This window comes from Ruminiclostridium papyrosolvens C7 (genome assembly GCF_000421965.1).
Lineage (GTDB): Bacteria > Bacillota > Clostridia > Acetivibrionales > DSM-1351 > Ruminiclostridium > Ruminiclostridium papyrosolvens_A.
Genome location: NZ_ATAY01000023.1, coordinates 1 through 17192 on the forward strand (window position 1 = coordinate 1; position 17192 = coordinate 17192).

The 17192-nt window shown below is 36.8% G+C and carries 11 protein-coding genes; all 11 read left to right on the top strand.

The window, feature by feature from the left end:
• On the top strand, nucleotides 1–893 hold an 893-nt coding region (locus tag L323_RS27990; RefSeq protein WP_038275452.1), incomplete at its 5' end, for an OmpL47-type beta-barrel domain-containing protein.
• Nucleotides 894–1367: 474 nt separating this feature from the next.
• A complete protein-coding gene (locus L323_RS27995; protein WP_020814951.1) occupies nucleotides 1368–2966 on the top strand; it encodes a dockerin type I domain-containing protein in 1599 nt (532 codons plus the stop codon).
• 132 nt (nucleotides 2967–3098) lie between these two features.
• Nucleotides 3099–3365: a hypothetical protein gene (locus L323_RS28000; protein ID WP_020814952.1), complete on the top strand. Its 267-nt coding sequence runs from the start codon at nucleotides 3099–3101 to the stop codon at nucleotides 3363–3365.
• 163 nt (nucleotides 3366–3528) lie between these two features.
• Nucleotides 3529–6378, top strand: a complete 2850-nt coding sequence (locus L323_RS28005; protein ID WP_020814953.1) for a glycosyl hydrolase 115 family protein — start codon at nucleotides 3529–3531, stop codon at nucleotides 6376–6378.
• 160 nt (nucleotides 6379–6538) lie between these two features.
• On the top strand, nucleotides 6539–7795 hold the full coding sequence (dgt, locus tag L323_RS28010) for a dGTP triphosphohydrolase (protein ID WP_020814954.1): 1257 nt from the start codon (nucleotides 6539–6541) through the stop codon (nucleotides 7793–7795).
• A gap of 68 nt (nucleotides 7796–7863) precedes the next feature.
• On the top strand, nucleotides 7864–11877 hold the full coding sequence (locus L323_RS28015; protein WP_020814955.1) for a hypothetical protein: 4014 nt from the start codon (nucleotides 7864–7866) through the stop codon (nucleotides 11875–11877).
• Nucleotides 11878–11890: 13 nt separating this feature from the next.
• On the top strand, nucleotides 11891–12334 hold the full coding sequence (locus tag L323_RS28020; protein ID WP_020814956.1) for a hypothetical protein: 444 nt from the start codon (nucleotides 11891–11893) through the stop codon (nucleotides 12332–12334).
• 65 nt (nucleotides 12335–12399) lie between these two features.
• Nucleotides 12400–12618 (top strand): glycohydrolase toxin TNT-related protein, encoded by a 219-nt coding sequence (locus L323_RS28025; RefSeq protein ID WP_020814957.1) that lies wholly within the window; start codon nucleotides 12400–12402, stop codon nucleotides 12616–12618.
• 228 nt (nucleotides 12619–12846) lie between these two features.
• On the top strand, nucleotides 12847–13329 hold the full coding sequence (locus tag L323_RS28030) for a hypothetical protein (RefSeq protein WP_020814959.1): 483 nt from the start codon (nucleotides 12847–12849) through the stop codon (nucleotides 13327–13329).
• Between the two features lie 510 nt (nucleotides 13330–13839).
• Nucleotides 13840–15207, top strand: a complete 1368-nt coding sequence (locus tag L323_RS28035; protein WP_020814961.1) for a sigma-54 interaction domain-containing protein — start codon at nucleotides 13840–13842, stop codon at nucleotides 15205–15207.
• 340 nt (nucleotides 15208–15547) lie between these two features.
• Complete coding sequence (locus tag L323_RS28040; protein ID WP_020814962.1) at nucleotides 15548–17176, top strand: tryptophanase; 1629 nt, start codon at nucleotides 15548–15550, stop codon at nucleotides 17174–17176.
• Nucleotides 17177–17192 lie beyond the last annotated feature (16 nt).

Consider the following 17192-nt stretch of genomic DNA (forward strand, 5'->3'; position numbering starts at 1 on the left):
ATGGGCTTCATAAAATCAGGTATTATTCGGTAGATATAGCCGGAAACAAAGAAGAAGTGAAAACGGCAGAGGTAAATATAGATAATACCGTACCTGTTACCTCCGCAAAAGTACCTGCCGATTGGTCAAAGGAAGACGTGACAGTTACACTGACTGCAACAGACGACCAAAGTGGGGTTGCCCAAACATATTATTCAATAGATGAATCGGAATATCTGGAAGGAACCTCATTCACGGTAAAAGGGGACGGGATTCACAAAATCAGGTATTATTCGGTAGATATAGCCGGAAACAAAGAAGAGGTAAAAACGGCAGAGGTCAAAATTAAGAAATCGGAGCCTGTTATAACTTTGGATTTATCTGATGAATATAGTATTTGCACAAATTTGAAACTATCTTATAATATAGAGAAAAATGGATATGACATAGTTAGTGAAAAAATGGTAGTACTTGGTCCTAATGAAACTACTGGAAAAGTTGTAAAGAACAACTCCTGCATCAAATTGGATAAACCCGGAAAATACACTGTTACAGTTACAATTAAAGATGCAGACGGTAATATCACTACAGTTGAGAAGCAATTTGAGGTTTATCTGCCTGCAGTTGTCATCGTAACCCCTTGCATTGTCGTTTTTAACAAAGGTGTACTTACCGTTAACGTTTTTGTACCGGGATTGGGATGCAAAAAGGAGTTTGACCTTGATACTGCTACACTTAACGGAGTAAAAGCTCTTTCAGATAACAAGGGTTATTATATGCAAGCAAAACTCGGGCAGTTTAAATTTGATAGATCCGATTTTAAGTGGACTTTCTCATTAAATACTACCATGGAGTTCCGTTGTTACGTAGATGGTTATTTAGTTATCGGACATACCAATGTGATAGTACTATAAAAAATTCTATTGATATTTAAATTAGCTTCCTTATCGGTGTACAGTGTATGTAACTGATAAGGAAGCATTTTTTATAATTTAACTATTGAAATTTTGATTAAAATGGTTATTATATGATACAATGTATTTAAATGGATAATTTGAACATTGACATTTGGATAATTTAGCTTAGTTATACATTAGCAACATATACGAATTACATTTGTTGTATTTTCCTTTTGCTCTCCTTTTTAGAATAAAAAGAGATTCTCTCTTCTTACATTCCCTATGAAATTCGGCAGTACATTCAAAATTATCCAATATAATGAGTAGGTTTAAGGGCTTTAGGTATCCTTTTTGCCTAAATTTTATTATTAGGGGGTGAGTACTGCAATTTTTACAAGTGATAAGTTTGCTCAAATATTTAGGGCAATTTATAAAAGCAAAAGAGAAAGAATGTAATTTAATGTTAGACAAAGAATAGGAGGATTTTATATGATAAAAATGATTCGTTTATTAAGTTTAACGATGGTTTTGATGCTTTTATTAACAATGGCAATGCCATTAAATCTTTATGCAGCGTCAACAGTTACCGTGGATTGGGATACTAATTATCAAGCAATTGATGGTTTTGGCGTTTCAGAAGCTTTTCATCAGTCAAATAATATTGCTCTTTTAGGAGATACCAAGAAAAAGGAAATTTATGACTTGCTCTTTTCAACTTCCAAAGGTGCAGGATTTTCAATTTTCCGTTCTATACTTGGTGACGGAGGAACATGGGGAAATGCCACGGACGGACCAAATAAGACAATGCAGCCTTCAGAAACAACTTGGGACTGGAAAGAAACAAACGATGACCAGATATCCATAATAAGAGAAATACAGTCTGCCTACGGAATTAACAAAATTCTTTATACTGTATGGAGTCCGCCGGCTTGGATGAAATCAAACGGTTCTACTTCAAGAGGATATCTAAAGACTGATAAATATCAAGCATATGCAACATATTTAGCCGAGCATATAAAAAACTACAAATCAAAATTCGGGATTGATATTACTCATATTGGGATATCAAATGAGCCTAACCTTGAGACAGACTATTCTTCATGTACATGGACATCAGCTCAATTCAAGACATTTATGAAGGATTATCTGGTACCAACTTTTGATAAAGAAGGTATTACTGCAAAAGTTATTATGGGTGAACCAATGTCTTGTACTGAATCATTTGCAATAGACAGTTTGAATGATGCTACAGCACTGACAAGAACAGATATTGTAGGTTGTCATAATTATGGATCATCATACACAACTTTTCCAACCACAAAGGCAAAGGGAAAAGGAATATGGCAAACAGAGATATCTGATATGAATGGAAATGATATTACAATTACTGATGGCTTGAAGTGGTCAAAACAAATTTTTGATTTTATGACAATAACTCAGGGAAATGCATGGAATTACTGGTGGGGTGCCTGCTATAAAACTTATAACGGAGAAGGCCTCATACAAATGGATATGAACTCAAAAACTTATAAAATAGCAAAAAGACTTTATACAATCGGTCAATATTCAAGATTTATAAGGCCGGGGTGGCAAAGATTCTCCGCTACTTCTAATCCTGTATCCAATGTATATGTTACCGCATATAAAGATCCTGCTACTGGAAAATTTGCAATAGTTGCTATGAATGACGGTTCTACAAATCAATCAATTACTTATACATTGAAGGGATTTACTCCTGACTCGGTTACACCTTACACAACTTCTTCAACTCAGGATTTGGCTGAAGGTACAAAGATTACGGTAAGCGGAGGAAGCTTTACAGCTACTCTGGCAGCGAATTCCATAACTACCTTTGTTGGAGGAGGCGATGTGAACCCCGGTATCTATGGTGATGTTAACGGTGACAAAGTTGTTGATGCAATAGATTTTGCACTTTACAAACAGTATCTCATAAAGCAGATTAGCACATTCCCGTCACCTGATGGAATGAAGCTTGCTGATGTAAACGGTGATAACAGTGTTGATGCAATTGACTTTGCTTTAGTTAAGAAGTACTTGTTGGGTTCAATACCTAAATTGCCTGTTTAAGGTTATTTCATTTTAAATTAATATATAAGAAAAAAGGACAAGGAGAAATCCCTTGTTCTTTTTTTAATACTTTAGGAGTTTAATATTTTTCAATAGGACATACTACAAATAAACAATTATAGGAGGTTTTTTATGAATAATATTGATGCTGCAATAGACAGAATTAAAATACTGGAGTGTCCTACAGGAGAAATAGAAAACCGGGTTGCGGGTATACTTGAAAACTATGGTGTTGCTGAACGCAGCAAAGTTAATATATCCAGAGTAAAAAATCTTGATCAGGATCAAGCACAGGCATATAATGTGAAATTTCAGGGAGAGGACAGTTCAATTGTTGTTCTGGCAAAGTCTGGACTTGATGACTACGTTGCAAAAGTTGTTGATGCATATAAAAAGTGATTGCAAATACTTGGAATATTTACGAAATTCATTTATAATCATCATTATGTATCGCTTTTATAAAAGTATAAATTAAACACTGAACTAATATCTAACGGGAATTGAATCTCCCACTGAATGGTGACTTGTTTAATATTACTTAGGAATGGGAGATAAATTTTGAATGATAAAAATGGATGATTTCACTATTGTCAAAGATAAAAAAGCAGCCAAGATATATGTTGATGCAAAAGGGCGTGATTATGACGGATTGAGCCTTGTAGCACAGTCCTTTGCAAATGATATTAATTTGGTTGTTGATACAGTACCAATGGTTACAACCGATATTTCTCTATTAGATGGTACAATAATTGTTGTTGGTTCTATTGGAAATAATGATTTAATTGATAGATTAATTTGTGAAGGTAAAATAGATGTATCACCAATAAAAGACAAGTGGGAATGTTATAGGATTTGTGTTGTTGAGAGGCCTGTTCCGGGAGTTGACAGAGCTATGGTCATCGTAGGAAGTGACAAGAGGGGAACCATTTACGGTATTTATCACATATCAGAATTGATTGGCGTAAGTCCTTGGGTTTATTGGGCTGATGTACTACCTGCGAAGAAGTTCGTGCTTGATATTCCCGAAGATAAATTAAATTTTACTTCAAAGGAGCCATCCGTAAAATACAGGGGTATTTTTCTTAACGATGAGTGGCCTTCTTTAGGTACATGGACAACAAATAAGTTTGGTGATTTCAACGAAGATTTATATGTCAAAGTTTTTGAATTACTTTTAAGGCTTAAAGGAAATTTTCTATGGCCGGCAATGTGGAGTGCAATATTCAGCGAAAACGGGAAAAGCAGCAGTATTGCCAACGCAAAACTAGCTGATGCATATGGAATTGTAATGAGTACTTCACACCATGAGCCGATGTTCCGCGCCGGTGAGGAGTGGCAGAAGCATTATAAAAGGTACGGAACAAGTAATGAATGGAATTTTGCAAACAATAAAGACGCTATTACCAAATTCTGGGAAGATGGGGTTAAACGAAATAAAGACTACCAGAATGTAATTACACTTGGTATGAGGGGAGAACGTGATTCTTCTCTGGATGGCGGTCTACAGGAAAACATTGACCTGCTGAAAAGTATAATAACTACCCAAAAAGAATTATTAAAAAAGTATAGTCTTGATAATGCTCCACAGGTACTTACCATTTACAAAGAGGTTGAGGAGTTCTGGTACGGAACCGAAACCGTAGAAGGTTTGAAAAACTGGAATGTCCTCGATGACGTAATTATTATGCTGGCAGAGGATAATTTCGGGAATATGCGTACTCTTCCGACTCCTGCTGATAGAGACAGAAAAGCAGGATGGGGCATGTATTATCATTTTGATTATCATGGAGGGCCGATATCCTATGAGTGGGTTAATACCGTACCTTTGGAAAAAGTTTGGGAACAGATGACCATGGCCTACGAATATGGTATTCAAGACATTTGGATAGTTAATGTTGGGGATTTAAAGCCAATGGAGTTTCCAATATCTTACTTCTTGAATCTTGCTTATGACTTTGAAATGTGGGGAAGAAACGGACTAAATAAAACCGGGGAATTTACAAAAAAATGGGTTAAGCAGCAATTCTGTGGTGTTACAAACAATGAGACATTACAAGGGATAGCAACTGTATTGTCGCGTTATACCAGAATAAACGGAATCCGTAAACCGGAGACATTGACTTGTGAAACCTTCAGTACTACATATTACAATGAAGCCCAAAGAGTACTGGCTCAAGCAATCAGTCTTGAAAATGATGCAAAGAAATATTATAGCAAAATGCCGGAACACTTCAAGGATACATATTATCAACTTATTTACTACCCTGCAGTTGCATCGGCAAATGTTGTAAAAATGCAAATCTATGCAGGACTGAATAAAAAATACTATCATATTAAAAGTGTTCTGGCCAATAAATACGCTGCATTAGTTGAGGAAACGATTACAGCTGATAAGCAAATGCAAAGCTATTACAATGATACTATGTCAGGCGGAAAATGGCAGGGTATAATGGGCTCTGCACATATCGGATATATAAACTGGGATTCAACAGGCTGGCATTATCCTGAAGTGAACTGCATAATTCCATCAGCTGTTGCTCATATGATAGTAGACATAGAAGGGAATGAAAAAGGATACAGCTCAGGAACGGCTATATTTCCGGCATTTACAAATCTAATGAAAGAGACCTATCGTGTTACCATTAGTAACGGTGGAACAGATAAATTTAATTTTAATATAGAGACAAGTGGGGATTGGGTTAAAGCTAACCTTGTAAAGGGTAGTATAACTGATGGAGAGACAATTCAGGTTTCAGTTGATTGGGATAAGGTTGCAAAAACCACAAGAGGTTTTATTAAAATTTCAGGTGCGGGACAGACGGTGAGTGTAAATATAAATGCTAAAGTGATTGACGTAGGAAGTCTTCCACAAATGACTTTTGTAGAAACCAATAACGTTGTATCAATAGAAGCTGAGCATACATCAAACCGTGTTGCAAAATCCGATGTTGAATGGAAAGTTATTGAAAATTACGGGCGAACATTGTCATCTGCTAAAATGTTTCCTATAACTGTTTCCTTTGAAAAAACTGAGGACGCACCGTACCTCGAATATATGATTTACCTAGAGCAGGAAGGGGAGTTTGTATTGACAGCTTTTTTTGCTCCAACTAATAACCTGTCTAAAGAAAGCAGATTAAAATATGGTGTATCCTTTGACGATTCGGCTCCGGTTGTCGTTGATACACTACCCGATGACTTTGCAGCCGGCAACCATGACAATGAAGCATGGTGTAAAGGAGTTATGGAAAATATTCATACTACAACAACTACTCACAGGTTGGGAAAAGGAATTCATATTCTACGTATTTACGGATTAGATGCAGGTTTGGTGTTGCAAAAACTTGTTTTATCAAATGGAATTCTTCCATATTCATATTTAGGCCCTGAAGAGAGTTATTACAAAAAGTAGTATCAAATAAGTGCTGCTGCCCAATGGATAAAAAATATTCGTAGGGTAGCAGCTTTTTCTTTTAGCTAACATTATTTGTACTATGTAGGAATTTCTGGTGTTTGATGTTATAATTACTATATTATTAATAATTATAAAATTACTCGAATGGAGTGGTGATATGGTGAAAATCAATGGGTTGGAACTTCCACGGAACAGAGGGTTAATAGAAGATTCATATGCTATAATTTTAGCTCCATTTGCGGTTGTAAAACCTAAAGACGGTAGCAGAGAACATGACGATAAATTGGCAGAAAATGAAAATAGAGGCTCATTTCAGAGAGACCGTGACAGAATTATTCATTCAAAGGCTTTCAGGAGACTCATGTACAAGACACAGGTATTTGTAAATCATGAAGGCGATCATTTCAGGACACGATTGACACATACCTTGGAAGTCGCCCAATTTGCCCGTGGGATTTCTAAATCACTGGCATTAAATGAAGATCTTGCAGAGGCAATAGCTTTGGGGCATGATTTAGGACACACCCCATTTGGACATGCAGTTGAGAGATTTTTAAACGAAGAACTTAAAAGCAGAGAAATGGGTCATTTTTATCACAACGAACAAAGCGTAAGAGTTGTTGATTTTATTGAACGGCGAAGTGATGACTATTTCGGGTTAAATTTAACCGGTGAAGTAAGAGAAGGAATTTTAAAACATAATACTGATAGAAGCGGTATTTATGAAAATTTGAATCCACGTAAGCCTTGTTTTTCTCTGGAAGGTCAGGTAGTAGAATTAGTTGATACCATAGCATACTTATGCCATGACTTACAAGATGGTATCGAGTCAGGTTTAATAGAGAACGCAATGTCAAAGAATATAGATTTTAAAAGAGACATTAATGAAATTATTTCTATAATTAATGATTTATTAAAGTCTGAAAAGAAGGAAATAGGAGTCACAAAATATTCTGATACCTATTTTATCGATAGTCTCATTCACAAACTTATTATGAGTGTCACAGAACAAAGTGTTGTAAATTTAGTAGAGAAAAAAATTGAAACCTTAGAAAATGTTAAGTCATTAGCGCTAAAAGGAGAGAAACTTATCACTCTTAAAAAGGAGGATGAAGATACATTTAAAAAACTTAAAGCTTTAATATATAAGTCAGTTTACGGTATACACACTATTCAAACTATGGACAGCAAGGCTGTAACTGTTGTCAAGGACCTGTTCGAGACATTTACAAACAATCCAAGGTTATTACCACCTGAAGAGTTATATAAATATATGCATATCGAGAATCCCCCTGATTACGGTGGGTTTACCAATAATGAAATACATGTAATTTGCGATTATATTGCCGGAATGACAGACAGGTTCGCATTAGAGGAACATGAAAGAATAAGAAATCCCCACATTAAAATTTAATTATCTGGTAGTAAATCTCCTGTGAATTTTTACCTAAACATTAGAGTATAATTACAGGAGATATAATAATGTACACCAAAGCTGCCCGTGAAAGAAAACCCGACCAATCCTTAAGTTCACAATATAGCAATAGTCAGAAAAAATCCTCCGTGTCAAAGTCTGAGGGCAAAAAGCCAAAAGTCAGAGCAACGGAGTTTTCACAAATAATTGCACTGCTCCTTAATGACCCCGACTCAGTCACACGTGATGAATTTATGTTTTTTCAGTCAAAGCTGGGCTACAGTCAGACGGTCAGACTCATGTCAGAGGGCAGAAAACGTAAGCAGATGGAAAAACAGGGCAAGAAAGTTGAACAGAAGAGAAGCCCTCTTGCTCTTATGAATAATGATAATAAGGTTGTTAATAAGGACACCAAAAAGTCTCAAGAGGAAAAGACATCGCCTACTGAGGTTAAATCTGCTGTCAGTGAAAAAACAACTAAGCCTAAAGAAGACAAAAAGCAGGAAACTACTGATTCACATTATGTAAACACGACAAAGGATAATATTAAAGAAAAGTCTCCTACCGAAAAGCCTCATACTGAAAAATCTCCCCAAGTGAAGCAAACAACACAACAACAGACACAAGAAAGCGTCAAGCAACAAAAAGCAGCAACCAAAAGCCTTGCTCAATCACAGAATGCAAAGGAAGTAAAAGCAGCAACTCCGAAAACTCAGGAGAATACACAAATAAAACATAATGTTCAGACCAAAGCTGCGACTCCCGAGAAAAAACAACCTGCTCCATCCTTTGGAAAGGAAATAGCCTCTATTGCTTCGGCAACAGCAGCGGCAGGGCAAAAAGCCAAAAAAACTCCTGTAGTAAAAATAAAGGCAGGAGACCCGGGAAGCCTACTGTCACAACTCGAGAATGTACCTCCTACACAGGCATTGAATGCATATTCCCAGGTAACAGCCCTGTCGGGAGAAGCATTGAAAGGCCAAACCCAGAAAACTCAGAAAACAGTACCACAAATAAAGGCACCCACGGGAATAACTGCAATATCCAAAAATAAAAAAGCTAAAAAGACTCCAAAGACCTTTAACCATGCAGTACCAACAAGTTTCAAGGCTGAAAAGACAGGGAAAGCACAAGACGGTGCAAAAGACCTTAATATAAACATAAACAGCGAGGCAGAGCCAGACGAAATACTGGCACAAGCAAAGCACCAGACTGCAAACACACCTGTCATGGAATTTACTGGAGAAGCAGACCCGTCACAAATGGAAGGCTATAATGCCGAAATGTCCCAGAATGTACAGACAGCAAAACAGCAGGAGCTTGGACAAATACACAATGACTTTGGAGAAAACAGTATATTCCCTGATGCGGACAACACAATCCTAAAAGCAAACAAAGCTCTAAAAGGTACAACTGCAAAAGCATACAAAGCCCCAAAAGCACTTGAAATCCCGGTAGAAATGGAAGCACAGCTGAACAAGACCCTTGGTCCTAAAATGAAAACCAAGCTAACGGAGCAAAAAGAAAAATACCAAACCGGACGAGAAAAATTTGATTCGGATGTAAAAGCGGCAAGGGCAGAATCAGATAGCCGGATAACGGCAATGAAAACAGAAACAAGTAAAAAGCAGCAGGCTGAGCAAAAAGGTGCTCAGGCTGAAGTAGAACGTCAGAGAAAACAATGGAGACAAGAAATAGATGGGGCAGTGGCAGACTACGACAAGCAGGCAGAAGCCGAAACAAAAAACAAAACCAAAGAAATAAGCAAAATAAAAGAAGACAAGAACAAAGAAATAAAAGAAAAAATGGCAAAAGCAGAAAGTGATGCCAATCAGGAATGTAAAACAGCAAAGAAAAAGGCAGAGGACAAAAAGAAAGAGAATGAAAAGGAAAAAGAAAAAGAAGACAAGCCATGGTATGCAAAAGCCATAGACTGGGTAAAGGACAAAGCACAGAAATTTATAGAAGGCCTCAAACAGGCACTGAATTTCATATTTGACGCACTGAGAAAAGCAGTAAAATTCATATTCGATTTGGCTAAAAAAGCAATAAACGGACTAATAGAGTTAGGCCGCAGAATGGTAGTAGGACTCATAAGGGGACTGGGAACCTTCCTGAAAGGACTCGTAAAGATAGTATTTTCAAAATTCCCGGGAATATCAAATAAAATATGCGGCTTCATAGACAAAACAGTAGACAAGGCAGTAAACATAGTAAATACCTTGGCAGATACCTTGAAAAAAGGGGTAAATTCAGTACTGGATTTCCTGTCGGGAACACTGGACAAACTACTGGGATTTGTACAAAGCGCCTACAATGGAATATTGACCTTTACGGGAATGTTAATCTCAGGTCAGTTTGCTGAAATAATGGAGGGAATAAAAGCATTAGGAGAAGCTGCAAAAGCGTCACTTCCCCATATAGAGGGGAAGGTGTGGGAACAGCTGATAGGAGTAGACCTGACACAGCCTTTAGAAGAACAGGCAGCCGAAGGAGGACAGCCACAAGGCCAGACGACAGAAAAACTAACAGAAAACGATATAGTCATAGAACAGGTGGAGAAGGGGGAAATAACCCCAGAACTACTTGAGGACATAAACCTGAAAGACGGAGAAACAAAGGAGTTGAATGGAAGCTCCAACCCACATACCACAGAAAGCATAATGGAAGAGTTCGATACACAAAAGACACAAAAAACAGGCAACAGCTTCGCAGACGGAGTAAAAACACGGGCCCAGAACGCAGGAAAGATTCTTGACCAGATAAAACAATTTGTAATAAAATGGTTAAAAGATAACTGGTGGAAGCTGCTGCTGGGAGTACTGGGAGCACTTGCCGGAATAGTAGCGGCTGAAATAGTAACAGGAGGAGCAATAACCGCAGCACTGCCTGCAATAATAAACGTAATAACCACGGCAATGAATGCGGCTATGGTAGTGTCCATAATAGATACCATAGCAAAAGCTGCAGGCTACATAGAAACCTATCTGACACAGGGCTGGGCAAGACACATACAGCCGGCGGCAATAGCCCTTGCAACAGCCTTGGCAATGGGGCTGGTAGAACTGGCAATGGCACTGGGCTTCAAATTCGCCGAAAAAGGCATAAAAGCAGCCAAGGGTGGTATCAAAAAAGGGATAAAAGCAACTGCCGGGGGAGCAAAGAAGCTGGTTACCACAGCCGGAAAAGGCATCAAGAGCCTGCTGAAATCAGGAGCAAAGCTGGTATCCAAAACAGGCAGCATGATAATCGAAAACGGAAAGATAATCATAAAGAGCCTGAAAAACGGATTCTCAAAGGGAGCAAAGAAACTCAAAGGCCTGATTGACAAAATATTAAGCAAATTCAGGTTCAGAAAATTCAAAATAGAGCGTAAAGGTCTGCATATACGAATATACGGGGAGGTCAATCCGTGGGTACTGCTTTATGATGGAACAATAGAAAAAATAGACCGTAAGAACACCCATGCAGGAGACATAATAGAACACGAAGGAAAAAGTGGAATAGTAATAACCCGCAACACCAAACCAACCGCCAAAGTCAATGACCTCAATGCATTAAGTCAGGGAGAACGGAAAGCCATTTATGAAAATGGTTTGAAGAATGGTGGGAAGGTTGAGATTAAGGGTGGCGGGAATATAAATACGGGTGGTCTAAAAAATGAATTAAATTATACACCTACTTCGGGAGTAAAACTTAAAGCAACTCCAGGAAAAACAACTACCATTTTAGGTACATTCAACGATGATACAGGAAAAATACTTGATGAATTAGGAAATGTTAAATCTATGAATTTTGGACCCAAAGATGGTGGTTTCAACTTATTAAATACACCAGATGATATTTATCAAAAGCTTGGAGCAAATGGATTTTGGGAGCAATGTAATAAGCCATGGCTTGATAACGCTATAGCAAGAAAGGATATTATTGTTTTGGCTACCGAGCCAACTCCGGCAGCATTATATAGAGCCAATATAATTACTGGTAAAATGGAACTTAGTGGTTTTGGTAGAGAATACCAGTATTTATTGGATCATGGTTATACTTTTAATTCTGTATTAAAGCAAATGATACCAAAGTGATAGGAGTGATGAAATGAAATATGAAAGTATCATAAAAGAGTATTTTTCAAGTATATTTGAAAAATACGATTTAGATTACAGAGATGTTACGGAAAATAGTGTAGCGTTTATTGGGAAAGGTTATGCATTTGTTTTGACTATTCGGCTAGGAGAGGTGTATCTGGACTTTACAACACTATTAGAAAATGAATACAAAAAGATAGATATATGGAATTTTTGTGCAAGTTATTTCACTTCTGAGGATAGGAAAAATTTACCACTAGGAAAAACCGTGGAAGATAATATTAGGTGTACCATTTTAGTGTTAGCACGAGGATTGGAAAATAATTTTCGGAGTATGCTTAAGGGGCATATTGAGTGGATAGATAATTATAAAAGATATCCAATGGCAGGAATAATAAAAAAAGCAGATAAAACAATTGTACAGCTTATTGAAGACAGATGTAGAGAAACTTAACACAAAAACTGAATAGTTTTAATCAAGAGACCGGATATCCGTATCATCCAGGTACAGAGAATCCTGTGCTAGGGAATGTAGATAAAAATATAGATGGTTTCTTGAACGGAGAGTTTACTCCAAATCATACTTTATCAGAAGGCACATTTATAGATAGATATGGAGATAATTCCGGCGGACAATATTTTTCGCCAATGGGTGAAAGCTATGAAAGTAGAGCGTTAGCACCATATATGGATAATGCAACTTATACAAGATATAAAGTTATTAAACGTTTAGTGTAAAATCGGGTATTATTGCACCTTGGTGGGGTAGAAAAGGAATGGGAACCCAATTTTTACGGATTACAAAATTTTGGCGAAAGATGGAACGTATATAAAGGCTACAGTTGATAATCTACTACAAAATGATTATATCGCTAAATTAGCAGATTAGGAGAGTTGGTAAAATGGAATTAAAGAAAATGCTTGAAATACTAAAATGCGAAGGATATAGCAAAGAAATTGTCTACAATGAATTTGGAAAGAGGAAGAAATGAAGAAGAGACAGTTGGGATATATGAATGTTTAGAGACTGGATCGAATAGTTTTTTTCTTGATAGACTTAAAAAGTATTACCTAAATAGGAATATTGCTAAAGCAAAAAATGATTCTAAAATTATAGAATTGTTGATAAAAAATGAATTAACAGTAGATAAGTTACTTAATGCTTTAAACAATTGTAATATTCCAACGTCATACATATCGACACAAAATATAGAAAGACATTCGATTAATTTACATAAAGATGGTACTGGTTGGACATCAGAGTATGTAGATATTAATAGAATTAGCCATAGAAAGGCAATTTCAGAACCATTATCACAATGTATTTCGTATGCATTCGCAAGAATTATGTATTTATATCTGCTGGATAAAATTATGGAAAAATATTTTAATGGTATAAAATCTTTCGATTATTTTACTGCTGAAGAAATTGCTTCTTTTACTAGTTGAGTATTAACCCTTAACAGCTAGCTAACAGGTAAAGGTTACATGATAAAGTAATGAATAAAGAGCCTGAAAAACGGATTCTCAAAGGGAGCAAAGAAACTCAAAGGCCTGATAGACAAATTATTAAGCAAATTCAGGTTCAAAAAGTTCAAAATAGAGCGAAAAGGTCTGCATTTAAGGATATACGGGGAAGTCAACCCGTGGGTACTGCTCTATGATGGAACCATAGAAAAAATAGACCTTAAGAACACCCGTGCAGGAGACATAATAGAACACGAAGGAAAACAGGGAATAGTAATAGAATTGCACTTTGTCAGATATCCTGAAAATATGATAATCCAGTATTTATCATCATCATCCCGAAACAATCAATCTTACCGGTGACTTTCACAGTGCCAGCTTGGCATACAAATTTTACAGCTTGCAGTATTTGAACAGGTGTACTAAAATGGGACATACGATTCTTATTCATAACCAGAAGTCCGTTATTTATAAATCGCCATGGAGGTAAAAATGTTCATTCATAATATTATAAAATCAAGTGAGAGTATTTTGGAATCTATACATGACGGAATTGCTATAGCAGACAGCGAAGAAAACGTTATATATGTTAATGAAGCCAATTACCGTATTACAGGTATTCAAGCAAGCGAATTTCTGGGTAAAAAGGTAAGTGAAGTTGTTCCTGGCTCACATATTCCTCAGGTTCTGACAACAGGAAGCAAGCTGATAGGAATAAAAACAAGAGTAAATGATAGAGATGTAATATCTAATATTGTTCCGTTTGTTTATAATGGCAAGGTTGAAGGTGCTGTATCAATATTCAGAGATATTTCTGAAATAAGAGAACTAAATCAAAAGCTTAAAGATGCAAAATCAACAATTAAGCATCTCTACGAAGAATTGGACTTTCTTACTGCTGCAGACAGCAATATTGTAGTAGGAAATAATAATGCAATGATACAGACTCTGAAAACGTCACAAAAAGCCTCAAGGGTAAGTTCTACGGTACTATTGCAGGGTGAGAGCGGAACAGGAAAAGAAGTAATAGCCAGATTTATTCACAAACATGGTACAAGAGCTGAAAAACCATTTATTACAGTAAATTGTGCTGCTATTCCGGAAAGTCTTCTCGAAAGTGAACTATTCGGTTATGAAGATGGAGCTTTTACGGGAGCTAAAAAAGGAGGAAGACCCGGTATGTTTGAGTTGGCTGACACAGGGACTATCTTTCTTGACGAAATAGGGGATATGGATTTCCACCTTCAGGCCAAATTGCTTAGGGTATTGCAAAGCCGTGAGATTATGAGGGTTGGTGGAACACGGCAAAAAAAAATAGATGTAAGAGTTATAGCCGCTACAAATAAAAATTTGATACAAATGGTGCAGGAAAATACGTTTCGTGAAGACCTTTACTATAGATTAGCTGTCATAAAGATTTTAATACCATCCCTGCGTGAAAGAAAAGAGGATGTCCACCTTTATATACAAAATGCAGTAAATAAAATTGGTAAACGTCTCGGAAAGAACGTTTCTGTAACACCAAGAGCAATAAAGCTGCTTACGGAATACTCATATCCGGGTAATATCAGAGAACTGGAGAATATTATGGAGGTTTGTCTAGTAAGCGATGAAGACGGGATTATAGATATAAATGATTTACCGGAGAACGTTTTTCAAATAAAAAAAGAACTTAAACACAATATAAATCTGTCTTTTAATGAATTTCCTTCTTTAAGTGAAGTAGAAGCCTTGATTTTAAGAAAGGCAATAGAGTCATACAAATCAAAAGCTGATATTGCAAAAAATTTAAAAATTTCTAGATCTACGTTATATAGAAAATTAAAAGAATATGGGCTGGAAAAAGAATTGAAAGAATAATGTATTAAAATGATACATTTTCATAAAAATAAAGCTGCTTAAGTGTTTTAAAATGAGACACAAAGGCAGCTTTTTTATTGTATACAACATTAAAATATTGTTTAGCCAAGGGCAGAATAAAAGATTTTTGATAAAAACCGAAAGTGTATCAAAATGAATCATGTGTTTTTGAGTTTTAATAAATTTGTGCAGAAACAACAAGTAATTATACAAAAAATATATAAAAAATTATTAAAAACTAACAATTTGCAGAGGAATTAGAGTCGAAACTTTTGGCATGAATCTTGCTGTTATATATGTATGTAAGTCAATACAAATATGATGAAAGAAGGAGATACAAATGAAACAATACAAGCTGAATGTTGAAACCCCACGTTCTTTTGCCTATGTGAAAAGAAATATTCCAAAAGTAACTGTTGAGCAGCGTGAACGCGCTCTGCAATCCACTCATTATAATGAATTTGCGTTCCCAGCTGGAATGCTCACCGTTGACTGTCTTTCTGATTCCGGTACAACTGCTATGACCGATTTACAGTGGAGTGCAATGTTCCTCGGTGACGAGTCCTATGGCCGTAACAAAGGTTACTATGTACTGCTTGATACAATGCGCGATGTATTTGAGCGCGGTGACAATCAAAAACGTGTTATAGACCTTGTTCGTACAGGTTGCGAAGATATTGAAAAAATGATGAACGAAATGTACCTCTGTGAATATGAAGGTACACTTTTCAACGGTGGTGCCGCTCAAATGGAACGTCCAAACACTTTTGTTGTTCCACAGGGCCGTTGTGCAGAATCTCTTCTATTCAATGTTGTAAGTCAAATTTTGAACACTCGTTATCCGGGTAAAAACTTTACAATACCTTCCAATGGACACTTTGATACCACAGAAGGAAATATTAAGCAAATGGGTTCCACACCACGTAACCTATACAATAAGGATTTGCTATGGGAAGTTCCGGAAGGCGGAAAATATGAAAAAAACCCATTCAAGGGAAACATGGACATCGAAAAGCTGGAAAACTTGCTAAAAGAAGTTGGCCCCGAAAATGTTCCATTGGTGTACACAACTATCACAAACAACACAGTTTGCGGACAGCCTGTTTCCATGGCTAATATCCGTGCTTGTAGCGATATAGCTCACAAATACAACATTCCATATATGCTGGATGCTGCTCGTTGGGCTGAAAACTGCTACTTTATTAAGGTAAATGAAGACGGTTATGCCGATAAATCTATATTTGAGATTGCAAAAGAAATGTTCTCCTATTGTGACGGATTCACAGCCAGTTTGAAGAAAGACGGACATTCTAACATGGGCGGTGTATTGGCATTCAGAGACAAAGGCTACTTCTGGAGAAACTTCTCCGATTTTGATGCCGATGGAAATGTAACAAAGGATGTTGGTATAACACTGAAAGTAAAACAAATCTCCACATTAGGTAATGATTCTTACGGTGGAATGAGTGGCCGTGACATCATGGCTTTGGCATGTGGTCTGTATGAGAGTGGGCGCTTTGAATATCTGCAGGAACGTGTAGGACAGTGTGAATATTTAGCACAGGGCTTCTACAAAGCTGGTATTCCAGTAGTTCTCCCGGCCGGCGGACACGGTGTATATATTAACATGGATAAATTCTTTGATTTCGAACGCGGTCATGATACATTTGCTGGTCAGGGCTTTAGTATTGAATTAATTCGTCGTTATGGTATCAGAGTTTCAGAACTTGGTGATTATAGTATGGAATATGACCTTAAGACTCCGGAACAACAGAAGGAAGTTTGTAACGTTGTTCGTTTTGCTATCAATCGTAGCCAGCTGTCACAAGAACATTTGGACTATGTTATAGCTGCAGTTACTGAACTGTACAAGGACCGCGATAGTATCCCTAATGTGAAGATAGTTATGGGGCATAATCTCCCTATGCGTCACTTCCACGCGTTCCTTGAGCCAGTTTATAACAAGTAATATTTAATAAAGGTAG